The organism is Arthrobacter sp. UYEF3 (assembly GCF_040546245.1).
In the GTDB taxonomy this organism is placed as follows: Bacteria; Actinomycetota; Actinomycetes; order Actinomycetales; family Micrococcaceae; genus Arthrobacter.
On record NZ_JBEPNK010000001.1, the window covers coordinates 83,513 to 108,151 of the forward strand.

The 24,639-nt window shown below is 67.6% G+C and carries 23 protein-coding genes and 1 pseudogene; 12 read left to right on the forward strand and 12 right to left on the reverse strand.

What is annotated here, in order from left to right:
- Positions 1-10: 10 nt before the first annotated feature.
- Genes rsgA through ABIB14_RS00350 form a run of 3 tightly spaced genes read right to left on the reverse strand, consistent with a single transcriptional unit; the run spans position 11 to position 3,066 of the window.
- Entirely contained in the window at positions 11-1,126 is a 1,116-nt protein-coding gene (rsgA, locus tag ABIB14_RS00340) for a ribosome small subunit-dependent GTPase A (protein ID WP_354233274.1), read from the reverse strand.
- Complete coding sequence (gene aroA, locus ABIB14_RS00345; RefSeq protein ID WP_354233276.1) at positions 1,110-2,510, reverse strand: 3-phosphoshikimate 1-carboxyvinyltransferase; 1,401 nt, start codon at positions 2,508-2,510, stop codon at positions 1,110-1,112. The genes rsgA and aroA overlap by 17 nt, the downstream gene beginning before the upstream one ends.
- A gap of 7 nt (positions 2,511-2,517) precedes the next feature.
- Positions 2,518-3,066, reverse strand: a complete 549-nt coding sequence (locus ABIB14_RS00350) for a DoxX family protein (protein WP_354233278.1) — start codon at positions 3,064-3,066, stop codon at positions 2,518-2,520.
- Positions 3,067-3,351: 285 nt separating this feature from the next.
- On the opposite strand from ABIB14_RS00350, the gene ABIB14_RS00355 reads away from it, so the two are divergent.
- Entirely contained in the window at positions 3,352-4,095 is a 744-nt protein-coding gene (locus tag ABIB14_RS00355) for a sigma-70 family RNA polymerase sigma factor (RefSeq protein WP_502909569.1), read from the forward strand.
- Positions 4,092-4,358, forward strand: a complete 267-nt coding sequence (gene rsrA / locus ABIB14_RS00360; protein ID WP_354233279.1) for a mycothiol system anti-sigma-R factor — start codon at positions 4,092-4,094, stop codon at positions 4,356-4,358. The genes ABIB14_RS00355 and rsrA overlap by 4 nt, the downstream gene beginning before the upstream one ends.
- Before the next feature lie 81 nt (positions 4,359-4,439).
- On the opposite strand, the gene ABIB14_RS18720 is transcribed toward rsrA, so the two are convergent.
- From ABIB14_RS18720 to ABIB14_RS00380, 5 genes are all read right to left on the reverse strand, one after another.
- The gene (locus tag ABIB14_RS18720) at positions 4,440-4,514 is read right to left on the reverse strand and encodes a 50S ribosomal protein bL37 (RefSeq protein WP_104061284.1); all 75 of its coding nucleotides are present in this window, start codon (positions 4,512-4,514) and stop codon (positions 4,440-4,442) included.
- 93 nt (positions 4,515-4,607) lie between these two features.
- Positions 4,608-5,219 (reverse strand): PadR family transcriptional regulator, encoded by a 612-nt coding sequence (locus ABIB14_RS00365; protein ID WP_354233280.1) that lies wholly within the window; start codon positions 5,217-5,219, stop codon positions 4,608-4,610.
- Positions 5,219-6,046 (reverse strand): DUF4097 family beta strand repeat-containing protein, encoded by an 828-nt coding sequence (locus ABIB14_RS00370; protein ID WP_354233281.1) that lies wholly within the window; start codon positions 6,044-6,046, stop codon positions 5,219-5,221. Before ABIB14_RS00370 ends, ABIB14_RS00365 begins: the two co-directional genes overlap by 1 nt.
- Positions 6,047-6,171: 125 nt before the next feature.
- Positions 6,172-6,771 carry a GDSL-type esterase/lipase family protein gene (locus ABIB14_RS00375; RefSeq protein ID WP_354233282.1) on the reverse strand — a complete coding sequence of 200 codons (600 nt, stop codon included), beginning with the start codon at positions 6,769-6,771 and terminating at the stop codon, positions 6,172-6,174.
- A gap of 139 nt (positions 6,772-6,910) precedes the next feature.
- The gene (locus tag ABIB14_RS00380; RefSeq protein WP_354233283.1) at positions 6,911-10,699 is read right to left on the reverse strand and encodes a multifunctional oxoglutarate decarboxylase/oxoglutarate dehydrogenase thiamine pyrophosphate-binding subunit/dihydrolipoyllysine-residue succinyltransferase subunit; all 3,789 of its coding nucleotides are present in this window, start codon (positions 10,697-10,699) and stop codon (positions 6,911-6,913) included.
- A 311-nt stretch (positions 10,700-11,010) separates the two neighbouring features.
- On the opposite strand from ABIB14_RS00380, the pseudogene ABIB14_RS00385 reads away from it, so the two are divergent.
- The 6 genes and pseudogenes from ABIB14_RS00385 to ABIB14_RS00410 form a co-directional block, all read left to right on the forward strand.
- Positions 11,011-11,559, forward strand: a pseudogene (locus tag ABIB14_RS00385) (IMP dehydrogenase); the annotation flags it as partial.
- A gap of 267 nt (positions 11,560-11,826) precedes the next feature.
- Positions 11,827-13,188: a hemolysin family protein gene (locus ABIB14_RS00390; protein WP_354233284.1), complete on the forward strand. Its 1,362-nt coding sequence runs from the start codon at positions 11,827-11,829 to the stop codon at positions 13,186-13,188.
- Positions 13,185-14,246 (forward strand): hemolysin family protein, encoded by a 1,062-nt coding sequence (locus ABIB14_RS00395; protein ID WP_354233285.1) that lies wholly within the window; start codon positions 13,185-13,187, stop codon positions 14,244-14,246. The genes ABIB14_RS00390 and ABIB14_RS00395 overlap by 4 nt, the downstream gene beginning before the upstream one ends.
- A 101-nt stretch (positions 14,247-14,347) precedes the next feature.
- Positions 14,348-15,307 carry a metal ABC transporter solute-binding protein, Zn/Mn family gene (locus tag ABIB14_RS00400; protein ID WP_354233286.1) on the forward strand — a complete coding sequence of 320 codons (960 nt, stop codon included), beginning with the start codon at positions 14,348-14,350 and terminating at the stop codon, positions 15,305-15,307.
- A gap of 64 nt (positions 15,308-15,371) precedes the next feature.
- On the forward strand, positions 15,372-16,187 hold the full coding sequence (locus ABIB14_RS00405) for a metal ABC transporter ATP-binding protein (RefSeq protein ID WP_354233287.1): 816 nt from the start codon (positions 15,372-15,374) through the stop codon (positions 16,185-16,187).
- On the forward strand, positions 16,188-17,090 hold the full coding sequence (locus ABIB14_RS00410) for a metal ABC transporter permease (protein WP_354233288.1): 903 nt from the start codon (positions 16,188-16,190) through the stop codon (positions 17,088-17,090). It abuts the gene before it with no gap.
- A gap of 304 nt (positions 17,091-17,394) precedes the next feature.
- Here ABIB14_RS00410 and ABIB14_RS00415 read toward each other — a convergent pair whose 3' ends face one another.
- Positions 17,395-17,823, reverse strand: a complete 429-nt coding sequence (locus ABIB14_RS00415) for a Fur family transcriptional regulator (protein ID WP_354233530.1) — start codon at positions 17,821-17,823, stop codon at positions 17,395-17,397.
- 162 nt (positions 17,824-17,985) lie between these two features.
- On the opposite strand from ABIB14_RS00415, the gene ABIB14_RS00420 reads away from it, so the two are divergent.
- On the forward strand, positions 17,986-18,642 hold the full coding sequence (locus tag ABIB14_RS00420; protein WP_354233289.1) for an MBL fold metallo-hydrolase: 657 nt from the start codon (positions 17,986-17,988) through the stop codon (positions 18,640-18,642).
- Here ABIB14_RS00420 and ABIB14_RS00425 read toward each other — a convergent pair whose 3' ends face one another.
- Entirely contained in the window at positions 18,643-19,737 is a 1,095-nt protein-coding gene (locus tag ABIB14_RS00425; RefSeq protein ID WP_354233290.1) for a PLP-dependent cysteine synthase family protein, read from the reverse strand.
- A 48-nt stretch (positions 19,738-19,785) separates the two neighbouring features.
- Between ABIB14_RS00425 and ABIB14_RS00430 the strand changes: the two genes are divergently transcribed.
- Positions 19,786-20,670, forward strand: coding sequence for a sulfurtransferase (locus ABIB14_RS00430; RefSeq protein WP_354233291.1), 885 nt, complete (start codon positions 19,786-19,788; stop codon positions 20,668-20,670).
- On the opposite strand, the gene ABIB14_RS00435 is transcribed toward ABIB14_RS00430, so the two are convergent.
- Together ABIB14_RS00435 and ABIB14_RS00440 are read right to left on the reverse strand one after the other, a co-directional pair.
- Entirely contained in the window at positions 20,667-22,109 is a 1,443-nt protein-coding gene (locus ABIB14_RS00435) for an HNH endonuclease (RefSeq protein ID WP_354233292.1), read from the reverse strand. The two genes, ABIB14_RS00430 and ABIB14_RS00435, sit on opposite strands and share 4 nt — an antisense overlap.
- A gap of 294 nt (positions 22,110-22,403) precedes the next feature.
- A complete protein-coding gene (locus tag ABIB14_RS00440) occupies positions 22,404-22,934 on the reverse strand; it encodes a hypothetical protein (protein WP_354233293.1) in 531 nt (176 codons plus the stop codon).
- 85 nt (positions 22,935-23,019) lie between these two features.
- On the opposite strand from ABIB14_RS00440, the gene ABIB14_RS00445 reads away from it, so the two are divergent.
- Both ABIB14_RS00445 and ABIB14_RS00450 read left to right on the forward strand, forming a co-directional pair.
- On the forward strand, positions 23,020-24,210 hold the full coding sequence (locus ABIB14_RS00445; RefSeq protein WP_354233294.1) for an NAD(P)-dependent alcohol dehydrogenase: 1,191 nt from the start codon (positions 23,020-23,022) through the stop codon (positions 24,208-24,210).
- A complete protein-coding gene (locus ABIB14_RS00450) occupies positions 24,207-24,635 on the forward strand; it encodes an HIT family protein (RefSeq protein WP_354233295.1) in 429 nt (142 codons plus the stop codon). The genes ABIB14_RS00445 and ABIB14_RS00450 overlap by 4 nt, the downstream gene beginning before the upstream one ends.
- Positions 24,636-24,639: the final 4 nt, after the last annotated feature.

Genomic DNA, 24,639 nt, shown 5'->3' on the forward strand with positions numbered 1-24,639 from the left:
GGAGACGCTGCTAGGAGACGCTGCCGAGTTCCTTGGATTCCTGCGCTTCCATCCGCGGATCCGTGCCCAGCAACCGGCGCAGCGAGGCGAGCCGGGCCGGCCCGGACGGGCCCGCATGGCCGGCCCGTACCCACGCGTCCACCCCGCAGTTGACGGCTGCGGCGTCGTGTTTGCAGCCCCGCTCGCAGTCCTCGGTGCCGGGCGCCAGATCCGGGAAGGAGCGCAGGATCCGGTCCGGGTTTACATGGGCCAGTCCGAAGGAGCGGATGCCGGGAGTATCGATGATCCAGCTGCCGGCAGGTGCGTCGTTCACCTTCAGCGCCAGCGCCGAAGAGGAGGTGTGCCGGCCGCGGCCGGTGACCGCGTTGACGCCGCCGGTGGCCCGTTCGGCCCCGGTGAGCGCGTTCACCATGGTGGACTTGCCGACGCCGGAGTGGCCCAGCATGACGGTGACCTTACCGTCCAGGCAGGCCCGCAGCTGCGAGACCGCGACCTTGTCCAACCGGGCGGACAGGCCGTCGTCGGACCGGGCATCGATGCCGGATGCGGCCGAATCCGCGGTTCTGGAGATGATCACCGGAAAATTGAGGTGCTCGTAGTTGGCGAGCAGTTCGGCGGGGTCCTTGACGTCCGCCTTGGTGACAAGCAGCAGCGGCTCGATCCCGGCGTCGTAGGCGGCCACCAAGGCGCGGTCGATGAAGCCGGTGCGCGGCTCCGGGTTCGCTGCGGCCACGACGATGACGAGCTGGTCAGCGTTCGCGACGACGGCACGTTCGATCGGGTCCGTGTCGTCCGCGCTGCGGCGCAGCAGGGTCCTGCGGTCCTGGATCTTGACCAGCCGCGCCAGCGAGTCGGTCTCCCCGCTCACGTCGCCAACGAGGGAGACGAAGTCGCCGGCGACCACCGGATTGCGGCGCAATTCCCGTGCGCGGGCGGCGATGACCGTGCGTTCATCAGCGGTGCCTTCGCCCACGACGGCGGTGTAACGGCCGCGGTCCACGGTGATGATCCGGCCGGTGACCGCGTCGTCGTGGCTGGGCCGGTCCTTGGTGCGGGGCCGGGAGCCCTTTTTGCTGGGACGGATGCGGACGTCGGACTCGTCCCAGGAGTCAGTGCTGCGGGCCAACGGCGACGTCCTTGTTTGCGGTGGTTCCCTGGCTGAGCATGGCTGCCCACAACTGCGGGAAGTCGGGCATGGTCTTGGCCGTGGCGGCGATGTCCTCCACTTCCACGCCGGGCACGGCGAGGCCGAGAATCGCGCCGGCAGTGGCCATCCGGTGGTCCGCGTAGCTGTGCACAACGCCGCCGTGCAGGGTGGCGGGCCGGATGATGAGCCCGTCGGCGGTTTCTTCGGCATCGCCGCCGAGGCCGTTGATCTCGGCCACCAGGGCCGCGAGCCGGTCCGTTTCGTGGCCGCGCAGGTGGGCGATGCCGGTGAGCGTCGAGGGACCTGCGGCCAGGGCGCACAGGGCAGCGACGGTGGGAGCGAGTTCGCTGGTCCCGGCGAAGGTGGCGCCCTTGATCTCCGGGCCGCCGGTGACGGTCAGGGTGCCGTCCGCCAGGCTGACGCTGGCGCCCATGGTCGCGAGGATGCCGCGCCAGAGGTCGCCCACCTGGGTGGTCTCCGCCGGCCAGTTGGGGATGCGGACGGTTCCGCCGGTGGCAAGCGCCGCGGCCAGGAAGGGTCCGGCGTTGGACAGATCCTGCTCGATCCGCCGGTCGAAGGCGCGGATGGGACCGGGGGAAACGATCCAGTGGTTGGGGACGGAGTCGTCGACGCTGACGCCGACCCCGCGGAGCACGGCTACCGTCATGTTGATGTGGTCCAGGCTGGGCACGGGCTCGCCGGCGTGTTCCCTGCTTTGATGTTCGAGGTGGAGCCCTTCGCGGAAGCGCGCACCGGCCAGCAGCAGGGCGGAGACAAACTGGGACGAGGCGCTGGCGTCGATGACGAGGTGGCCGCCGCGGACCTCTCCGGTGCCCCCGACGGTCAACGGCAGGGACGTCGTCGGTCCGCCGTCGGGCGCCCGGACGGCGACGCCGAGGCCGGCCAGGGCCTCGATGATGGTGCCCATCGGGCGTTTGCGCGAATGCGGGTCGCCGTCGAACAGGGCCGTGCCGCGGCGCAACGCGGCCACCGGCGGCACGAAGCGCATGACGGTGCCGGCCAGTCCGCAGTCGATTGCGGTGTCTGCGGCTGCGGCGAAGCTCATGGGGGTGATGTCGAGGTCCGGGCCGTAGGCGCCGTCGCCGGGCACCTCGGTAATGGTGGCCCCCAACTGGCGCAGGGCGCCGATCATGAGGGCGGAGTCCCTGGAGTGCAGCGGTGCCCGCAAGCGGGAAGGACCGTCCGCAAGGGCGGCCAGGACCAGGTACCGGTTAGTCAGGGATTTGGAACCCGGGACCGAGACGGTGGCGTCCACGGCACGGTCCGCGAACGGCGCGAGCCAGTGCGGACCGCCGCCGGCCGGAAGGGACGGTGCCGTTGCGGCGGTGGTGGTGCGAGTCATTGCCGTCTTAGGCTCCGACTGCGTGGTCGACGGCCTTGCGGACGGCCTTGTCTGCCTTCAACAGGTTTTTGCCGGTGGTCTTCCGGGCATCGGACGTCAGGTGCGCCGTAGTCTTCCGGGCGTCGGCCGCGAGGTGCTCGGCACGCCAGGCCAAGCCAGGCTTGCCTGCGGTGTCCACCGATGCCAGCAATACTCCACCCGTCAGCGAGACGTTCTTCAGCAGCTGCTTGCGCCGGGCGTCGCGGCCCTCCTTGGAGGAGATGTCCGCGCTCCGCCATTCGACGAAGCCGTTCAGTGCCGAGATCAGGGCGAGGACGGTGGCGGCGAGGCGGGCGGATTTGCCGAGCGCGAAGCAGACGCCGGCGCCCACCTGGGTGCCGCCGATCACGCGGGCCAGGACCAACTCATTGGTCTGGAAGGGCAACGACTCGGCGGCACGGCGCAGCAGTGGAGACAGCTGGGTGGCAGTGTCATCCGCATTCCGGAGCTTGTCCACGCCTGCCAGCACGAAACTGGAGGCGAGCATGGGGCGGGCGAGAAAGCGGACAACTGACATGAGTTTCCTCCTGGATGGACGAACCGCGGATGCTGTGCGGGAGAACCGGTTCTAGTCTTGCACTTTTGCGGAATATTTGCCCGTTCCGTGGGGTTGTGCAGGTAGCGCCCAATCGTGGTGCAGAAGCCTGTTGCAGGAGCGCGCGGCAGGAGTTTAAGGGATGGGGGAAGTTTGGTTCTGCTGAGAGAAACCGCACTGCTGGAAGCGGTGCCCGCCGGTCCGTGGGCCTTGGGCCTGACCGGAGCTTTGAGCGCCCGCCCTTGGGTGACAGTAGACTTGAACGCAATGAGCACCAAGGATCCGGCCGTTGCGGCCACGCACGACACCACAGCCGTGGACGATACCGTCGCGGAACGAACTGCCGCGGAAACCGTGGCGGCTGACGGCACCGGCAAGCCGTTGGACACCGACGCAGAGACCACGGACGAGCGCCGCATCCGCTTCGAGCGGGATGCGATGCAGTATGTGGACCAGCTGTACTCCGCGGCCATGCGGATGGCGCGGAATCCCGCGGACGCAGAGGACCTCGTCCAGGAGGCGTACACGAAGGCGTTCTCCGCGTTCCACCAGTACAAGCCGGGAACGAACCTTAAGGCCTGGCTGTACCGGATCCTGACCAACACGTACATCAATTTGTACCGCAAGCGCCAGCGTGAGCCGCTGCAGTCCAACTCGGACACCATCGAGGACTGGCAGCTGGCCCGCGCCGGGTCGCACACCTCGGCGGGGCTGCGCTCGGCCGAAGCTGAGGCGCTGGACCACCTGCCGGATTCGGACGTCAAGCGGGCCCTGCAGTCGATCCCCGAGGAGTTCCGGCTGGCGGTCTACTTCGCCGACGTCGAGGGCTTCGCGTACAAGGAAATTTCAGACATCATGAACACCCCGATCGGGACCGTCATGTCCCGGCTGCACCGCGGCCGGAGAATGCTGCGGGACATGCTGGCGGACTATGCGGCCGAGCGGGGATTCAAGGCCGCGGGCGTCCCCGCCGCAGCGGCCGAACGCAACAATCAGGAGAACAGGAAATGAGCGACTGCCAGGGACTGGGCGACTGCGACGACACGCGGATGCAGCGCATCTACGAATACCTCGACGGCGCCCTCACGCACGACGATATAGCCGAGATCAAGGACCACCTGGACAACTGCCCGGAGTGCCACGAGCAGTATGACCTCGAATGCGTCATCCGCATCATGGTGAAGCGTTCCTGCACCGAGGCGGCACCGGAGAACCTGAAGAATTCGATCCTGGACCGGATCCACTCGATCCGCCCGGTTGAGGCCGGGGCCTGAGCGCCAACTGACACCGAAAGACCCCGGAAGCCGAGAGGCTTCCGGGGTCTTTCGCTTAAAGCTATAAATCCAAGCCGTGGCTCAGGCGTTGGGGCGCTTACCGTGGTTCGCGCCGCCACGCTTACGGTCACGACGTTTACGTGCACGCTTGCTCATAGCTGGCCTCCTTAATTTTGGTACTCAAAAGAGCTGCCCTCAAGTCTCCCACATCAGCGGACCGGCCGCGAACCGGAGCGGGCCCGAGGGGTCTCATCCCCGAAGTGAGTTCCGGATGGAGATCCGGGCCTGGTCCAGGACCGTCTTGACGGTTTCAAGGGTGACCGGGGTGACTGGGCCCGCGCCCGCGTGTTGGCGCAGCTCGATCCGAATGTCGTCCCGGAAGGACTGCACCAGCATCTCGGCCTCCCGCAGCCTGCGGTCGCTGTCCTCGGAGTAGCGCACCCCCGCCGGGGCTCCGGCGTTGCGGACCGTGGTGCGGGCGGCTTCGGCCGTCGCGGCGAGGTCCGCGCGCAGTCCTTGCATGTTCACTCGGATGTCCTGCCGCAATTTGTCGGCGAGCCGGCGGACCGAGGCGGAAATGTCGTTCTCGACGCCGGCCAGTTCCTCGCGCCGCCCGTTGAGCTCCACGAGTCCCGCCGGCGTGATGCTGTAGTTGGTGCGCCGCCCTTCCGTGTGGGTGGCCACGAGCCCCTCCTCCTCGAGCTTGGCCAGCCGCGGATAGATGGTGCCGGCACTGGGGGAGTAGGTGCCGCCGAAGCGGTCGCTGAGCGCCTTGATCAGCTCGTAGCCGTGTTTGGGGCCGGACTCCAGCAGGGCCAGCAGATACAGCCGAAGCGCGCCGTGGGCAAAGACCGGCGCCATCAAAGGCCCGCTTCGGTGTCCGCGCCCGGTCCGCCGTGGAAGATCGAGGTTTTCCCGGACACGGAGTTGGTGCGCACCAGCATCAGCTTGGTGTCGGGTCCGGCGATGGTCTGCACGGTGCCGCCGGGCTGGGCGTACTTCTGGTCGTCGATCACGACCGTGCCGCTGGCGGACTTCGCGATGATGTCCACGCCGACGTCGTGCGGCACCCGGATGGTGACGTCGCCGGAAACCGAGTTTGCGCCGAAATCCTGGGTGAAGCCGTGCAGGTCGAAGCTCAGGTCGCCGCTGACGGTGTTGGCACGGATGTTGCTGAAGTCGCCCGACGCCGTGACCTCGCCGGAGACGCTTTTGGCCGTCAGCACCCCTTGATGGTTGCGGGCGATTACTTCGCCGCTGACGGTGCTCACTGCGAGTTCGCCCGCGGTGCCGTCCGCGAGGACCGAGCCGGAGACGGTGTTCAGCCGGGTGTGGCCGGTAACGCCGGACACCATGCCGTCGCCGCTGACGCTGCCGGTCTCGACGTCGACGCCGGCCGGCAGTGCAATGCTGATGACCACCGAGTTGGCGGAGTTGTTGCTGACCGTGCCCATGAGGTTCTTGAACCACCCCTGCGGGCCGTGCAGCTGGTGCCGCACCTCGAGCCGGCCGTCTGTGAGGCTGACCGCTAGCGGATCGCCTTCGATTTCGGAGACTTCGATGCGGGCTACCTCCTCGTCATGGGTGACGATGTCGAAGCGGCCGCGGACTATGCCGAGCTTGAGCGAGCGGACGCCGTCGACGTCGATGGTCTGGGGACCGGTGACGGTCCACGCGCTCTGTTCCATTGTTCCTCCGGCTGCGGACGGTGCGACCCCGCCGGCGTAAATGCCTGCGATATATCGCGACTATGGAACCACGATATATCGCGTCTGGCAGACGGTCAAGATATATCGCGAACTGTCCGCTACCGCTATGCCGGAGCGTCCATCCCCAGCCACTGGAACCAGCCGCGGTGCAACACCAGCCAGGCCATCAGCCCGTAGCCGGCCTGTCCCGGCGTCCCGCCGTTGGCCGCGAGGTCCTGGCGCCACTGCTCGTGGCTCAGCAGCGGGGAGAAGGTGTCCACGTACAGGTGCTTGCGGCGCGTGGTGACATCAGCGAAGGCGGTGTTGAGCTCGCCCAGCCGCCGGTTCTGGGCCGGATCCAGCGTCGGCGGCGGCCCGACGACGAAGACTTCGATCCTGTTCTGGGAGGCCGAGTCCAGGATGTTGGCCAGGTTGAGCCGACTGCGCGCCGTGGAGAGTCCGAACTCGATGTCGCGGCCGGACAGGCCAATCACTAGGCGGTTCTCGTGCCGCGGCGCGAAGCGCCGGCCAGCCTCCTCAAGCCAGCGCTCGGCCAGGCCCTCGGTACCTTCCTGCGGGCAGGGCAGGGAGTAGCTTTCCAGGGTCAGCCCCTCCTGCGGGGTACGGGCCAGGACCCGTCCCAGCCAGCCCAGCGCCCGGGGGTCGCCCAGGCCAGCCAGCAGCTCATCTCCAACGGCTGCGATACGCAGCTTCCGATCTTCCACGACTACCCCTTCATTCCCAATGCCGGTTCTGTGCCCCGGTTCTTTGCCGCATCGGCCTGCTCCCGGACACGGATGCTGCCTTAAACAAAGCTGCCCGGCCGGAGTCGTGATATTCGACGTCCGGCCGGGCAGCCTGGCGCTACTTACGTGCGAATGCCTGTTTGAGCAGAGTATCCTGCTCGGCCGCATGGCGCTTCATCGACCCGGCAGCGGTGGCCGCCGAAGCCGGCCGGGACACAAGCCGCACCCGGCGGTCCAGCGCATCCGGCAGGTTCAGGCCGATGAACGGCCACGGACCCTGGTTGGCAGGCTCGTCCTGTGCCCAGACCACATCCGCGTTGGGGTATTTAGCCAGCTCGGCGGCGATTTCGGCGGCGGGCAGCGGGTAAAGCTGCTCAACCCGGATGAGCGCCGTCGTCGTGTCGCCGGTCTTCTGCCTGGTGGACAGCAGGTCGTAGTACAGGCGCCCGGAGACCAGCAACACGCGTTCGACGGCGCCGGCATCCAGTTGCTCGTGCTCGGGGATGACGGGCCGGAAGGTACCCGTGGTGAAGTCTTCCACCGAGGACGCAGCGGCCTTGAGGCGCAGGAGCTGCTTCGGGGTGAAAATGATCAGGGGCTTGCGCGGCCTGCTGTACGCCTGGCGGCGGAGCAGGTGGAAGTGCGAGGCCGGCGTCGTGGGGTTGGCCACGATCATGTTCTCTTCGGCACACATCTGCAGGAATCGCTCGATGCGAGCCGAGGAGTGGTCCGGGCCCTGGCCCTCGTAGCCGTGCGGCAGCATCAGCACCAGTGAGGAGCGCTGGCCCCATTTCTGCTCGGCCGAGGAGATGAACTCATCGATGATGGTCTGCGCGCCGTTGACGAAGTCACCGAACTGCGCCTCCCACAGCACCAGGGCGTCCGGGCGCTCGACCGAGTAGCCGTATTCGAAGCCCATGGCCGCGTATTCGGACAGCAGGGAGTCGTAGATCCACAGCTTGGCCTGGTCGTCCGAGAGGTTTGCCAGCGGCGTCCACTCGTCACCATTGGCGCGGTCATGGAAGACGGCGTGGCGCTGTACGAAGGTGCCGCGGCGGGAGTCCTGGCCGGCGAGCCGGACTGGGACGCCCTCCATGGTCAGCGAGCCAAAGGCCGCGAGCTCGCCGAAGCCCCAGTCGATCCCGCCCTCGCGGGACATCAGCTCACGCTTCTCGAGCAGCTGCTTGAGCTTGGCGTGGACCGTGAAGCCCTCTGGGAACTCTAGGTGCGCCGTGCCGATCCGGGCCAGCGTCTCGGCGGAGATCGCCGTGGACTCCGGTACACGGACGCCCGTGTCGGCCTGCTGCGCGGCGGGGCGCTCAAGATCGGCCACCGCGGCGGAATCTGCGGTGATGATCGGGATCGGGGACGTCTGCGCGGCGTGGGTTTCGGCGAAGACGCGTTCGAGGCGTTCCTGGTAGTCGCGGAGCAGCTGTTCGGCTTCTTCCTCGGTGATGTCCCCACGGCCGATCAGCGACTCGGTGTAGAGCTTGCGGACCGAACGCTTGGCTTCGATCAGGTTGTACATCAGCGGCTGCGTCATCGAGGGGTCGTCGCCCTCGTTGTGGCCGCGGCGGCGGTAGCAGACCATGTCGATGACGACGTCCTTGTGGAAGCGCTGGCGGAACTCGTAGGCGAGCTGGCCGATGCGGACCACTGCCTCCGGGTCATCGCCGTTGACGTGGAACACCGGCGCCTGGATCATCTTGGCGACGTCCGTGGAGTAGGTGGAGGAACGCGAGGAGGACGGCGCCGTGGTGAAGCCGACCTGGTTGTTGACGACGACGTGGATGGTGCCGCCGGTGCGGTAGCCGCGCAGCTGCGAGAGGTTGAGGGTTTCCGCGACGACGCCCTGCCCGGCGAAGGCCGCGTCACCGTGCACCATGATCGGCAGCACTGGGAAGGTTTCGCCCTGGTCCAGACGGTCCTGCTTGGCGCGGACGATGCCCTCGAGGACGGAGTCCACGGCTTCCAGGTGCGAGGGGTTGGCGGCGAGGTAGACCTTGGTCTCCTTGCCGCTGTCCGAGGTGAAGGTGCCCTCGGTGCCGAGGTGGTACTTCACGTCGCCGGAGCCCTGGACGGAACGCGGGTCCTGGGTGCCCTCGAATTCGCGGAAGACCTGGGCATAGGTCTTGCCGGCGATGTTGGTGAGCACATTGAGGCGGCCGCGGTGGGCCATGCCGATGGCGACTTCGTCGAGTCCGTCGTCGGCGGCGTCGGAGATGATGGCATCCAGCAGCGGGATCAGCGATTCGCCGCCCTCGAGCGAGAAGCGCTTCTGGCCGACGAACTTCGTCTGCAGGAAGGTCTCGAAGGCCTCCGCGGCGTTGAGCTTGGAGACGATGCGGAGCTGCTCGTCACGGCTCGGCTTGGAGTACGGGTGTTCGAGCTGGTCCTGGAACCACTTGCGCTCCTCCGGGTCCTGGATGTGCATGTATTCGATGCCAGTGGTGCGGCAGTAAGCATCGCGGAGCACGCCCAGGATGTCGCGGAACTTCAGCATCGGCGCGCCGCCGAAACCGCCAGTGGGCCACTCGCGGTCCAGGTCCCAGAGCGTGAGGCCGTAGGTCAGTACGTCGAGGTCCGGGTGCTTGCGCTGGACGTACTCGAGCGGATCGGTGTCCGCCATAAGGTGGCCGCGGACGCGGAAGGAGTGGATGAGCTGCTGGATCCGGGCGACCTTGTTGATCTCATCCGCCGGGTCAACCTGCAGGTCGAGGCTCCAGCGTACGGGCTCGTACGGGATGCGCAGCGACTCGAAGATCTCGTCGTAGAAATTCTGCGCCCCGAGCAGAAGCTGGTGCACGAGCTTGAGGAATTCGCCGCTGCCGGCACCCTGGATGACGCGGTGGTCATAGGTGGAGGTGAGCGTGAGTACCTTGCTGATGGCGCTCTGCGCGATGATCTTTTCACTGGCGCCCTGGAACTCGGCCGGGTAGTCGAGTGCGCCGACGCCGATGATGGCGGCCTGGCCCTTGGAGAGCCGGGGGACCGAGTGCACGGTGCCGATGCCGCCGGGGTTGGTTAGCGAGACAGTGGTGCCTGCGTGGTCGTCCGCTGTCAGCTTGCCGGCGCGGGCGCGCTTGATCAGGTCCTCGTAGGTGTGCCAGAACTCGGAGAAGTTGAGGGTCTCCGCCTTCTTGATGTTCGGAACCATGAGCAGGCGGGTGCCGTCGGGCTTGGGCATGTCGATGGCGATGCCGAAGTTCACGTGCGCCGGCTGGACGGCGACGGGCTTGCCGTCAACCACGTCGTAGTACACGTTCATCGAGGGGAACTGGGCCAGCGCCCGGATGACGGCGTAGCCGATCAGGTGCGTGAAGGAGACTTTGCCGCCGCGGGCACGGGCAAGGTTGGAGTTAATGACCACACGGTTGTCGATCAGCAGCTTGGCGGGGATCGCCCGGACGCTCGTCGCGGTGGGCACCTCCAGGCTCGTGATCATGTTAGTGGCAATGGCCTTGGCCGGACCGCGCAGGACGGAGACAACGTCTTCCTCCGGCGCCGTGGGGGCCTTGGTGTTCTTGGGCAGCTGGGCCGGGATGGGCTGGGTGCCGGCGCCGGGCTCGGCGTTCTTCGCGCCGTCGCGGGCAACAGTAGCCGGGGCCTTCTGGGGCGCGGCGGGGGCGGGAGCCGGAGCGGCGGGTGCTGCCGGTGCCGGCGCGGCGGCGGGGGCTGCTGCAACGGGGGCTATGACCGGGAGTTCACGGGTGGAAGGGTTCGCGACGGCGGCTGCCGAGGCGCCGTTGGTCGAAGAACCGTCACTGGCATCGAAGGATTCGAAAAGCGGCCACCATTTGGCGTCCACCGTGTTCTTGTCCTGCTGGTACCGCTCGTACAGTTCGTCAACGAGCCACTCGTTTCCGCCAAATTCCTCGGGTAGACGATGGCTGGGCTGCTCTGGCACTTGAAATACGCCTCTTCCATGAGTTTGGTTCCCGCTGGTTTCCACGGTGCCGCAGCACGTCAATCGAACCAGTTCTCCGCGTCCAGTTGAACCCAGACCTTTGCCAGTCTAGTGAGGATCCCGGCGAAACTGCCAATAAGGGTGACTCAAATCATCGAGGAGTCGCGAAGGCGTGCCTTCCGTCCCGCCGGACCCGCTGCCGGGGCGCCACCGGGCTCGCCCTGAATAACCCCTGAGAACCCCCTTGATCGAGGAGTTGCCGTGCGTTTCCTGAGTGATCCGACCACCGACCTGACCTACTCCGACATCTTCCTGGTGCCGTCCCGCTCCGACGTCACCTCTCGGCACGACGTGGCCGGCCGCAGTTTTCCGCCGTGCTGGAATGCTCGGCCGCTGCACGCGCCTCGGGCGGCAGGGTCTGGGCCGACGGCGGGGTCCGCTACCCCCGCGACGTGGCCCTGGCCCTCGCCGCCGGTGCGAGCCAGGTCATGATCGGCTCCTGGTTCGCCGGCACGCACGAGAGCCCTGGCGACCTGCAGCTCGACGCCAACGGCCGCCAGTTCAAGGAGAGTTTCGGCATGGCTTCCGCCCGGGCCGTGCAGAACCGCAACCAGCGCGAGGGCGCGTTCGAAAAGGACCGGAAGGCACTCTACGAAGAGGGGATTTCCACCTCCCGGATGTATTTGGATCCCGGCCGTCCGGGCGGGGAGGACCTGTTGGACCTGATCACCGCCGGACTCCGGAGTTCCATGAGCTACGCCGGCGCGGCCGATCTGGCGGCGTTCCGGGAGCGGGCCGTGGCGGGCATCCAGTCGGCCGCCGGGTACGAGGAGGGCCGCCCGGTTCCGCAAAGCTGGTGACCGGCCCTCCTGTAGACTGTCATTCTTATGGACAGTAAATCTAGGTGCCGGCCTGGGGGCTGTCAGCGCGGAACACACAACGTTCCCGCCCAGTCCACCCGCAGAGCCGGCAAACCCCGTTCACGCGCCCATCACTCCCCGGCAGCACGGCAGCAAGGTTTCCACGAAAACAATGCCGTCCCGGAAAAAGGGTCTGCCTCCGCAGACCATCCTCCGCCGGCACGCTCTTCCCGCCCGGCACGCCTGCACTCCGAAGCGGGCAGCTAAATGGAATGGCTGCTGCTCGGAGCCGGACTGCTCCTCATCCTCGGCACCGGTTTCTTCGTCGCCGTCGAGTTCTCCCTGGTCGCGCTCGACCAGGCCACTGTGCAACGTGCCGTGGACAACGGCGACACCGCCGCCGGCCCGCTGCTCAGGTGCCTCAAATCCCTGTCCACCCAGCTCTCCAGCTGCCAGCTCGGCATCACCATGACCACGCTGCTTACCGGCTACGTGATGGAACCGTCTGTGGGCAGGCTGCTTGAGGGCCCGCTGACCGCCGTCGGCCTGCCGGAAGCCGCCGCTGCCTCCGTCTCGCTGGTCCTGGCGATGGCGCTGGCCACCCTGCTGTCCATGCTGATCGGCGAACTGGTTCCGAAAAACGCGGCCATCGCGCTCTCGTTCCCGGTCGGCAAGGCCCTTGCCCGGCCCCAGCTGGTCTTCACCGCAATCTTCAAGCCGGCCATCATCGTGCTTAACGGCTTCTCCAACAGGATCCTGAACGTCTTTGGCCTCGAAGCCAAGGAGGAGATTTCCGGTGCCCGCACCCCCGCTGAGCTGGCTTCCCTGGTGCGCCGCTCGGCCGCGATGGGAACCTTGGATGAACGGACCGCCAACTTCATCTCCCGCACCCTGAAGTTCTCCGGCCGGACGGCCGCGGACGTGATGACGCCGAGGATCCGGGTGGAGACGATCGACAGCCACCAGCCGGTCTCGGACATTGTGGAGGCCGCCAAACGCACCGGCTATTCACGCTTCCCCGTGATCGGCGAGTCTTCGGATGACATCCGCGGGGTGGTGCACATCAAGAAAGCCATCGCCGTTCCGGCCGACCGGCGGGCCAAGCTGGAAGCCGGCGCGATCATGACCGAGGTCCTCCGCGTGCCCGAAACCATCCACTTGGACGGCCTGCTCGCCGAACTTAAGGAAGGAAACCTGCAGCTCGCCGTCGTGTTGGACGAGTACGGCGGCACCGCCGGGATCACGACCCTGGAAGACCTGGTCGAGGAAATCGTCGGTGAGGTGGCCGACGAACACGACAAGGTCCGTCCCGGGCTGCTGCAGAGCGCCTCCGGGGACTGGTATTTCCCGGGTCTGCTGCGGCCGGATGAGCTGTCCGAACAAATCCCCGGCCTGACCGTGCCGGACGAGGCGACCTACGAAACCGTGGGCGGCTACGTCATGAGCCAGTTGGGGCGAATGGCGGCGGTGGACGACACCGTCGACGTCGCCGGCGGCAGCCTCAGGGTGACCCGCATGGACGGACGCCGGATCGACCGCATCTGCTTCACGCCGGTCGCGACGGAGCACGAGCAGCACGGCGGCAAGGACGGGCGCATTGACGCTGCCGGAAAGGCCGGTGCCGCATGAGCGACTGGCTGGGAATCCTCTGGCTCGCCCTGCTGCTGGTGGGCAACGCGTTTTTCGTGGCGGCCGAATTCGCCGTCATGTCCGCCCGCCGCAGCCAGATCGAGCCCCTCGCCGAGGCCGGGTCCAAGCGGGCCCAGACCACCCTGCGGGCGATGGAAAACGTCTCGCTCATGCTGGCCTGTGCCCAGCTGGGAATCACTGTCTGCTCCCTGCTGATCCTGCAGGTGGCCGAACCGGCCATCCACCACCTGCTGGCGGTCCCGCTGGGAGCGCTCGGCGTGCCGCTGGAAATCGCCGACGTCGTGGCGTTCGCCGTCGCGTTGCTGGCCGTCACCTTCCTGCATGTGACCTTTGGTGAGATGGTGCCGAAGAACATTTCGGTGTCGGTCGCGGACAAGGCCGCGCTGCTGCTCGCACCGCCGCTGATCTACATCGCCCGTGCGGTCAAGCCGGCGATCGTGGCGCTGAACTGGTCCGCGAACCACATCCTGCAGCTGATGCGGATCGAGCCGAAGGACGAGGTCACCTCCTCCTTCACGCTCGAGGAGGTCCAGTCGATCGTGCAGGAATCCACGAGGCACGGCCTGGTGGACGACGACGCCGGGCTGATTACGGGCGCGCTTGAGTTCTCCGAATACACGGCATCCCAGGTGATGGTTCCGCTGGAGAAGCTGGTGATGCTCAAGGCTCCCACCACGCCGGAGGAATTCGAGAAGGCCGTGAGCCGGACCGGCTTCTCCCGCTTCCCGATGCTCGACGAGGATGGCATGCTGTCCGGCTACCTGCACATCAAGGATGTGCTGTCGATCCCGGAGGCCGGCTATTCGCACGCGATTGCCGAGAGCCGGATACGCTCGCTGGCCAACCTGGCCATGGAGGATGAGATCGAAGAGGCGATGTCTGTCATGCAGCGCACCGGCTCGCACCTTGCCCGGGTGATCGGTCCGGACGGCCACACCCGGGGAGTGCTCTTTTTGGAGGACGTGATCGAGCAACTGGTCGGGGAAATCCGGGACGCTACGCAGGCCACCGGCTACCGCAGGCTCGGACAGGAGTAAGGCATACGGCGCTGGCCTGGCTCTAAATAGGAATGATTCCCATTTACGGTTAGACTCGTTGTATTGCTAACGTTTCTCAATAACAGATCCGAGGTATTCCCGTGCGCCGTTCCGCCGCCGCAGTTCTCCTCGCGGGCCTCAGCAGCCTCCTGCTGACGGCCTGCGGCCCGACGCCGGGCGTCGACCGGGCCAGCGCCGCCGGCGGTGTGGTTGAGGTCGTCGCCTCCACCAGCGTCTACGGCGACATCGTCCGCGCCGTCGGGGGCGACAAGGTGCGGGTCACCTCGATCATCTCCCGGCTTAGCCAGGATCCGCATTCCTACGAGGCCACCACCCAGGACAAGCTGGCCGTCTCCAAGGCCGGGCTGGTGGTGGAAAACGGCGGCGGCTACGACGATTTCCTGCACAAGCTGGCCGGGGACACCGGGCTGGACCCGGGGAACCTGCTCAACGCCGTCGACGTCTCGGGGCTGGCCTCGGCGGCGCCGGCAGCGTCCGGCGCCGACGGACACAGCCACGCTGATGCGGCCGCGGGATTCAACGAACACGTCTGGTACAGCCCAGCAGCCATGAGCCGGCTTGCTGATGCGCTGGCGGAAAAGCTGGGCGCCCTCGAGCCGTCCTCGGCCGGCGGCTTCCGGAACAACGCGACGGCCCTGAAGAAGGAGTTGGCCGGCCTGGACGCCCGGCTCTCGGCGCTGAAGGCCGCGGCGGCTCATGGCGGCGTCGCCGTCACGGAACCGGTCCCGCTCTACCTGCTGGAAGAGGCCGGCCTGGAGAACCGGACGCCGGCGGAGTACACCTCCGCCATCGAATCCGGCACGGATGTTCCGCCTGCCGTGCTGCGGTCCGCCCTCGACCTCGTGAAGTCCGGCGGGATCCGTCTGCTGGCCTACAACCCGCAGACGGAGGGACCGCAGACGCTCGCGCTCAAGGAGGCCGCCGTCGCCGCCGGCGTCCCCGTGGTGGATTTCAGCGAGACGCTGCCGGAGGGCAAGAGTTACCTGCAGTGGATGTCCGGCAACGTGGACAACCTGGCCAAGGCCCTCGGCCGGGGCTAGCCGGGCCTAAGATAAATCGGAACCGCGCGGCCGCCTGGCCCGGCAGAAATCGAGGAAAACCCAGTTGACACCCGTAGTAAGCCTGCGCGGGGCCGCCCTGAAGTTCGGCCAACGGACCCTGTGGGAGAACCTGGACCTGGACATCAACCACGGCGAATTCTTCGCCGTGCTCGGCCCCAACGGTAGCGGCAAGACCACTTTTCTCAAGGTCCTGCTCGGGCTGCAGGAGCTGACCTCCGGCACCGCTGTCCTGGACGGGCATCCCATCGCCCGGGGCAACCAGCGGATCGGCTACGTTCCGCAACAGGAATCCTTCGATCCGGATACGCCGCTGCGCGCCCGGGACCTCGTCGGCCTCGGCGTCGACGGCCACCGCTGGGGCATCCGCCTCGGCGGGGCCAAGGTGAACCGCAAGATCGACCGGCTCCTGGGCCAGGTTGGCGCCCTGGATTACGCCAAGGTGCCGGTGGGCCAGCTCTCCGGCGGGGAACAGCAACGGCTGCGGGTGGCGCAGGCCCTCGCGACGGACCCGAAAGTCCTGCTCTGCGACGAACCCCTGCTGTCCCTCGATCTCCAGCACCAGCAGGCCGTCAGTTCCCTGATCAACGAACAGTGCCACGAACACAACAGTGCCGTGGTGTTCGTGACGCACGAGATCAACCCGATCATGGACTACGTCGACCGGGTCCTCTACCTTGCCGGCGGACGGTTCCGGGTCGGCACGCCCGCGGAAGTGATGACCACGGAGGTCCTCTCCAAGCTCTACGGCAGCCGCGTCGAGGTGATCCACGCCAACGGCAGGATGATCGTGGCTGGCATCCCGGACGCCGTCACGCATCATCACGAGGACGCACACGCTGTCACAGGGGAGGTGGGATAAGTGGACCTCGACAACCTCCTGCATTCAATTTTCAATTTTGAAAACTACGGCGAACTTGTTGCTCTGGTGCAGAACTCCATCTGGGCCGGCGCGGTGCTGGGCCTGCTGGGTGGCCTGGTGGGCACCTTCGTGATGAAGCGCGACCTGGCCTTCGCCGTGCACGGCATTTCCGAGCTTTCCTTTGCCGGTGCGGCCTGTGCCCTGCTGTTCGGCGCCGACGTGGTCCTCGGTTCCTTAGCCGGCTCGGTGGTGGCGGCGCTCCTGCTGGGCCTGATGGGCGTCCGGGCCCGGGACAAGAACTCGACCATCGGCGTGATCATGCCCTTCGGCCTAGGGCTGGGCATCCTGTTCCTTTCGCTCTACGAGGGCCGCGCCGCGAACAAGTTCGGCCTGCTCACCGGGCAGATCGTGTCCGTGGGCACCGTGCAGCTACAGGTGCTGGCCGTCGCCGCGATGGTCGTCATGCTGGCGCTTGTGGCCATTTGGCGGCCGCTGACTTTCGCCAGTGTGGACCCCGCCGTCGCCGCCGCCCGCGGAGTTCCGGTCCGCGGTCTGGCTCTGGGCTTCATGTTGCTGTTGGGCGTGAGCGTGGCACTGTCCATCCAGATCGTCGGCGCGCTGCTGGTGCTGGCGCTTCTGATCACTCCGGCGGCCGCGGCCCTGCGGGTGACCTCATCGCCGCGGCTCGTGGTGCTCCTCAGTGTGCTCTTCGCCATCACGGCCACGGTGGGCGGCATCCTGCTGGCCTTGGGCGGCCGGCTCCCGATCAGCCCGTATGTGACGACGCTGTCGTTTTTGATCTACGTGGTGTGCCGTGGGATCGGCGGCCTCAGGGCCAGGCGCGCCCTCAACGGCCGAGTGGTGCGGGCGACGCCACCGCCCGCGGAGGCAGCAGTTCAGTAAGACCCGGCGTACCGAATGTCATAACCGCGGCCGGGTCCGGTGCCGTGGAGCGCGTGCAGGCCCGGCGATCGTTACCGTCACCGCTTCGCAGAACGGACAAGCACCCGTTGTGCGCTCCAGTCCCTGAACCTGCCGCCGGCATACTGGCGCCGCGGCCTGGGTTCCGAACTTTTCTTGGCGTCTCTGGCCGGACTCCGGTCGATGGGCTACGCGACGCCCGTTTTGCTCCGCCGCTGCTGGAACTAAGGATGTCTGCCCACTTGGGCTGACTGCGCCGGCCGGTGAGCAGTAAGTGCCGCTAGCGTCAGGGCTGCAGGGCTGCGCACTCGGGACACAGCCCGAAGACTTCGACGGTGTGCTCGACATCGGTGAAACCGTGCTCGCTGGCGATCCGCGCTGCCCAGGCCTCGACGGCGGGCGCTTCGACCTCCACCGCCTTGCCACAGTTGCGGCACAGCAGGTGATGGTGGTGCACAGTGACGGCGCAACGGCGGTAGACCACCTCGCCGTCGGCGTTCCGCAGCACATCCACCAGGCCGTCGTCGGCGAGGGACTGCAGGATCCGGTAGGAGGTTGCGAGGGAGACCGAACTGCCGCGTTCCCGCAGAATGCGGTGCAACTCCTGGGTGCTGACAAAATCGTCCAGCTCATCCAGGGCCGCGCTGACCGCGAGACGCTGCTTCGTGACGCGCTGTTCCTTGCCCGGCTGTTCCTTGCCCGGCTGTTCCTTCATGCCGGCGACGGCCTCGGCCGGTGCCTGGCTGCCGCCGGTGGTGGCGCCCTGGGACATTGGGAGAACTCGCTTCGCTGGGATTGTGCTCTGGTACGGGCAGGGTCCCAGATTACCAGCCGGGCCTCGTGGACACCGCGTCGGGCCACGCCATAGGCTGGCCGGATGAAGCTGACGAAATTCACTCATGCCTGCGTCCGGCTCGAAAAAGAGGGACGGGTGCTGGTGCTGGACCCGGGAATTTTTTCCGAGACCGAGCAGGCCCTCGCCGGTGCGTCCGCCGTGCTGATCACGCATGAGCACGCGGACCACATCGACGTCGACGCCGTCTCCGGCGCCCTACTGGCCAACCAGGATCTGCAGCTCTTCGCGCCCGACGGCGTGGCGGCACAGCTGCGCGGCAAGGCCCCCGGGGCGGCGGAGCGGATCCACACTGTCGCAGCCGGCGAGACCTTCGAGGCGGCCGGCTTCGTCATCCGGAGCTTTGGCGGCCAGCACGCCCTCATCCATCCGCAGATTCCGGTGGTCGCCAACGTGGGCTATCTGGTGGACTCCAACGTCTACCATCCCGGGGATTCCTTTGCGATCCCGGACGGCATCGAGGTGCAAACCTTGTTGGTCCCGATCCACGCCCCGTGGAACAAGGTCGGCGAAGTGGTGGATTTTGTGATCGGTGTCCGCGCGCCGCGGGCTTTCCCGATCCACGACGCCCTGCTGAACGAGACGGGACGCGGCCTGGTGGAGGGGCACGTCACCTGGATCGGCGCCAAGTACGGCACGGAGTACCGGCACCTTGCCAGCGGCGAGTCGGTTGACGTTTAGCTAAGCAGGCCACGCTCCGCTGGCAAGGAACTCGCGGATGGTGTCCTCGTGCGGTGCCGGGTCCAGACCCTGCGACTGCAACCACTCGGGGCTGTAGTAGTTGCCTGTATAGCGGTCTCCGGCGTCGCACAGCAACGAGACGACGCTGCCGCGGCGGCCGTCGGCGATCATGCCGGCGATGAGTTGCCACACACCCCAGAGATTGGTGCCGGTGGACGGGCCGGCGTGTAGCCCGGCGTACTCGCGCAGGTGGCGCATCGCCGCCACCGAGGCTGCATCGGGCACCTGGATCATGTGGTCGATGACGTCCGGCACGAAGCTAGGCTCCAGCCGCGGTCGGCCGATGCCCTCGATCCGGGAAGGGAGGCCGGTGGCGTGCGGCGTTGTACCGCCGTCGCGGCTGGCCAGCCAGCCCGGGTAGAACGCGGAATTCTCCGGGTCGACGACGGCGAGTCCGGTGGCGTGGCGCTGGTAGCGGAGGTAACGGCCGATGGTGGCGCTCGTCCCGCCGGTGCCGGCGCCCACCACGATCCAGTGCGGGACCGGGTGTTCCTCAAGCGCCAACTGGCCGAAGATGGACTCGGCGATGTTGTTGTTGCCGCGCCAGTCGGTGGCCCGCTCGGCGTAGGTGAACTGGTCCATGTAGTGGCCGCCGGTGCTCCGGGCCAGATCCTCCGCGGCCGCGTACACCTCGGAGGCGTGGTCCACGAGGTGGCAGGAGCCGCCGTATTGTTCGATCAGCGCGATTTTCTCGCGGCTGGTGGTCCGGGTCATCACGGCAATGAACGGCAGCCCTAGTTGCTGGGCAAAATAGGCTTCCGAGACGGCCGTGCTGCCACTGGACGCCTCCACAATGGTGGTGCCTTCCCGGATCCAGCCGTTGACCAGACCGAACAGGAACAACGAGCGGGCCAGTCGGTGCTTGAGGCTGCCCGTGCGGTGGGTCGATTCGTCTTTGAGGTACAGCTGGACGCCCCAGTGCTGAGGCAGGGGAACCGAATAGAGATGGGTGTCCGCTGATCTGTTGCTCTCGGCGTTGATCCGGCGGATGGCTTCGTCGGCCCAAACCCGGTCCTGCTGGCGCTCTGTTGTCACCGCACCAGCCTACCTGCAGCGGTGCAGGCCCACCGTTAGAGTGGGCGGATGGACACGCTGATGACTGTTGCCGAACTCAAAAACCGGATGGACTCAGGCGCGCGGACAGTGCTGCTGGACGTTCGCTGGGCGCTCGGCGACCCGCACGGCAGGGCGCACTTCGTGGAGGGACACCTCCCCGGTGCGGTTTTCGTGGATCTGGCGACCCAGCTTGCGGGCCCTGCCGATCCGGACCGGGGACGCCACCCGCTGCCTCCGCTGGAGCAGTTCCAACAGTCCGCGCGCTCCTGGGGCATCCGGAATGGTGACGTGGTGGTGGCCTACGACGACAGCGGAAACCTCGCCGCCGCCAGGCTCTGGTGGATGCTGCGCAATTCCGGGTTCCCCGGCGTCAGCCTGCTCGACGGCGGCCTGGCCGGCTGGAGCGCCGCCGGGTACGACGTTGACAGCGGCGAGGCGGATGCGGAGCGCGGCGACGTCGTCTTGTCAGACAGTGCCATGCCGGTGATCGGTGCTGCCGAGGCGGCCACCTGGTCCGGCAGGGGGCTGCTTCTCGATGCCCGTGCCGGCGAACGGTACCGCGGTGAGATCGAGCCAGTGGACCCCCGCGCCGGGCACATCCCCGGCGCCATCAGTGCGCCCACGACCGCGAACCTGGCGGCGGACGGCCGGTTCCTTCCCGCCGCAACACTGCGCGAACGCTTCACCGGCCTGGGTGTGCAGCCGGGGCTGCCAACGGCCGTGTACTGCGGTTCCGGCGTGACCGCGGCGCATGAGATTGCAGCCCTGGAGATCGCCGGTTTCCCTGCGGCGCTATACCCGGGGTCGTTCTCGGAGTGGTCCAACAACGCTGACTATCCCGTCGTGACCGGCGCGGCGCCTGAGGGCGGGGGATCCGAGGACGGCACAGCCGCCGAAAGCAGCACACCCTAGGCCGCAGGCTTCGCTGCCAGACGGGAGCCCATGACCAGCTTTGCCTGATGCCTCAGGTTCCGCCGGTGAAGCTCAGACGGCTGTTCGGCGAGGGTTCCAGGCAGCGGTGGTGCGGTGGAGTGGTAGCTGTGGCCGGTGGGGGTGGTGAGTTGGAGTGTGTGTCTTCGGTGACCGTGCGGCGGTTCCGGGGTTGGTCGGGCGCTCCAGCCGGGGGTTTCTTTGGTGTGGTTGCAGGCTTCGCAGAGCCCGGCAGCATTGCTTTGGGTCGTCGTTCCGCCGCCGTGCCAGGGGACGATGTGGTCCAGGTGTCTGATGGGGGCGTCGCAGTACGGGGTCCGGCAGGTGTGGTCGCGGGCCTGGATGAAGCGGCGCAGCCCGGCGGGGAAGATCCGGGCGCGGGAGTCCATGGCGACCAGTTCGCCGGTGCCCGGGGCGGTGTAGAGCCTGCGCAGCCAGGTCGTGAAGGCGGCCTGGTCGTTAGCGCCCGCGGCTCCCGGAGCCCGGGCCGGATTTTGGCCGGAGCCGCTTTTCTGGAGCAGTGCCCGGGCCCACCCGGCGGGGACCACGCCGTAGCCGGGGAGCCGGGCGGGTTCGCTGTCGGCCTGGAAGAGGGTGCGGTCGGTGATGACGAGCTGGATTTCGATGCCGCTGATCCCTCCCGCGGCGCCGGTGGTGCGTTCGACCAGGGTGTCGGCCATGAGCTGGCCCCGGGTGCGGGGATCCCCGGCCGAGCGAAGAGCGTCGGCGCGCCGGGTCAGGGCTGCGTGCATGGCCACGGCGGCGGCGACGGGCAGCAGCGCGGTCAGGTAGCACATGGTGTCCGGGGCCGGGCGGAGACTGACGTGGCGTTCGGTATCGGCGTGGGCGGCGCGCTCGGTCACGGACCGCGGGTCGCGCCGGTACGCGGCGGCCCGGGCCGCGGCCACAATCGCCCGGTCGCCCGCTCCGTCGAAGCTTCCGGCGTCGGCGGCGAGCTCCTCGTCCACCGCCGAACGGTCGGCGGGGGTCAGGCAGGCGGTCTCCCGGACCAGGAGGGTGGCGCGCCATTCGTTGAGCTGTCCGGTTTCGAGGGCGGCGAGGGTGTGCGGCATTTCGGTTTCGAGGGCTTTGGCCAGGCCGAGGAGCCGGCCGCCCCGGGCCGGGGATTCGCGCCGGGCCAGGGCGATCTGCGCGGCGACGCCGGCGCCCTGCTGCTCGGCGGGGATCCCGGCGTCGGCGTGTTCGCGGCGCTGGGCCTGGTCGAAGGCCACGGCGTACCGGGCCTGGCGGGCGGCCAGGGCGCACTTCAGGTCCTCGAGCTCGCGTGTTTCGTCGATGAGCGCAGCCGGACCGGCCGGGTCAGGGAGACCGGCCAGGATCCGGGCCAGGCTTGCGACCGTCACGGCACCCGCCGGCGCCGAGACCACGTGACCCGCTTCGGGCCCTTCATTGCCATCCATAATTCAAGTGCACCAGAGGGGTCTGACATTAATGGCCCGCGGAGGCGTTCCACGGCCGTCGAATCCACCGGGAATCTTCCGGCTCCCGACGAAACTCCCGGAACGCTGCCCAAGGTCACAGCTCCCCGTCCCCGCGCCACGCCTCTGATGACGCCCCGTCCTCCCGCTTGCCGTCCATGATGCAAGTCAACCCCATCACATCGGCGCGCAAGCAATGCCGGCGCCGAGCTGATCAGCATCACATCGCCGCGTCGGCTCGATCGCGGGCTGGAGCAGATCAAAGGAGACAGCGAGTCAACGGGACGGGACAGCCTTCGCTACCGCTTCGACAGCGGAGCGAGGGCTCGTGAGAACCGGGGTCGCAAGCCCCGTCAGGAGGGCAGCAGCCGATTCCATGCTTGCCTGGGCGAGTACGACGACGTCGCAGCGGGTCGAGAGCGCGCGGGCCGCCCGCGCGATGCGGAAGCGGTACGCCTCCGCATTGCCGGCCAGGAAGGCGTCCCACGCCCCATCGGCGACGTTAACCTCAACGGAGATGGCAGATCGCGCGTCCGCGGCCTCCTCAGTGAGGACGCGCGTAGTAGGTTCGACGGTGCTCGTGAGCGCAGCGACGACGCCGATCCGCGGGCCGAGGGCCACGGCGGCGCGCACGCGGTCACCGGTTCCGTCCTGTCTGGCAACCTCAAGTGCTTTGGGATCCACCCGGTGCAGGGTGTGGACGGCGGGCATGTGCTCATGGGACAGAGCGTCGAAGGTAGCAACGTGGACATGCGACGTGTGCAGGAAGCCGACGGCGCCGCGAGCATCGGGGCGGAAATCGGTCATGGTGCCCGACTCTAACAGAGCATGCTGACGAACATCGGCGCCCTCCAAGTGGCACGTGGACTGGTCCCGGGGGTAGCGTCGGACCATGACTCCAGGACGCCCCGTACCGCCGCCCCTCGCCAAGCCGCTGCCCGACCTAAACGACGCAAACGACTCAAACGAAGCAAGCGACGCAGCCGCCGCCGGTCCCGCCGCCGGCCCCGGCCTCGTAGCCGCCTACGGTGCCACGTCCAGCGACAGCGGCCTCGTCCCGCTGACCGTCGCCCGGCGTACACCCAGGGAGGACGACGTCGAAATTGCCATCGAGTTCTGCGGTCTCTGCCACTCGGACGTGCACGCAACCCGTGGCGAGTGGGGGAGCCAGAACTACCCCCTCGTCCCGGGACACGAAATTGTCGGCCGCGTCACCCGGGTGGGATCGACGGTTGCCGACTTTGCCGTCGGGGACCGGGTCGGCGTCGGCTGTATGGTCGATTCCTGCCGCGAATGCGAGAGCTGCCTCGACGGCCTGGAGCAGTACTGCGAGAGGGGCAACGTCGGCACTTATGGCGCCAGGGACGCCCGCAACGACGGTGCCATCACCCAGGGCGGCTACTCGACGTCCATTGTCGTGGACCGCAACTACGTTCTGCGGGTCCCGGAGGGCATGGATCCGGCCGCCGCGGCACCCCTACTCTGCGCCGGCATCACCACCTACTCCCCGCTGAACCACTTCGAGGTCGAGGAAGGCGACGTGGTCGGCGTTATAGGACTCGGTGGCCTTGGCCACATGGCCGTCAAGATCGCCAAAGCCATGGGCGCGGAGGTGACGGTCTTCACGACGTCGGAACGTAAGTTCGCGGCGGCCCGTGAACTGGGCGCCGACCACGTCGTCCTCTCCACCGACCCGGCCGCGATGGAGGCTGCGGACCGCAGCATCGACGTCATCATTGACACCGTTGCCGCGCCGCACGACCTCAATCCGTACTTCCGCACCCTGCGGGTGGACGGCGCGCTCTTCCAGCTGGGCCTGCCCTCGGAAGCAATGCCGCCGGTCAAGCCGGGCTCGCTGATCCGGCGCCGGATCGCCTACGCCGGCTCGCTGATAGGTGGAATCGCCGAGACCCAGGAAATGCTGGACTTCTGCGCCGAGCACGGCGTGGTGTCCGACGTCGAGGTGGTCCGCGCGGACCAGCTGAACGAGGCCTATGACCGGATGGTAGCCGGCGACGTGAAGTACCGTTTTGTCCTGGACGCCCGCACCCTGGGGTCCCCGGCAGAAAAGGCGGATGTATGAGCACCCTGTTTACCAAGATCATCAACGGCGAGATCCCGGGCCGCTTCGTCTGGCGGGAGGACGACGTCGTCGCCTTCCTGACGACGGGGCCGCTGGCCGACGGGCACACGCTTGTTGTCCCCACGGCCGAAGTGGACCGCTGGACGGATGCCGCGCCGGAAGTGCTGGGCCGGGTGATGGAAGTTGCCCGCAAGATAGGCGCCGTCCAGGTTGAGGTGTTTGACGCCGCCCGGGCCGGCCTGATCGTGGCCGGCTACGAAATCAACCACCTGCACGTGCATGTGTGGCCCTCCAACTCGATGGCGGACTTTGATTTCGGCTCGGCGGACCAGCATCCTGACCCGGCCCGGCTGGACGCGAACGCGGACAGGCTGCGCGAAGGCCTGCGGGAGGCCGGCCACGCGGAGCACGTTCCGGTGGCCTAGCTTC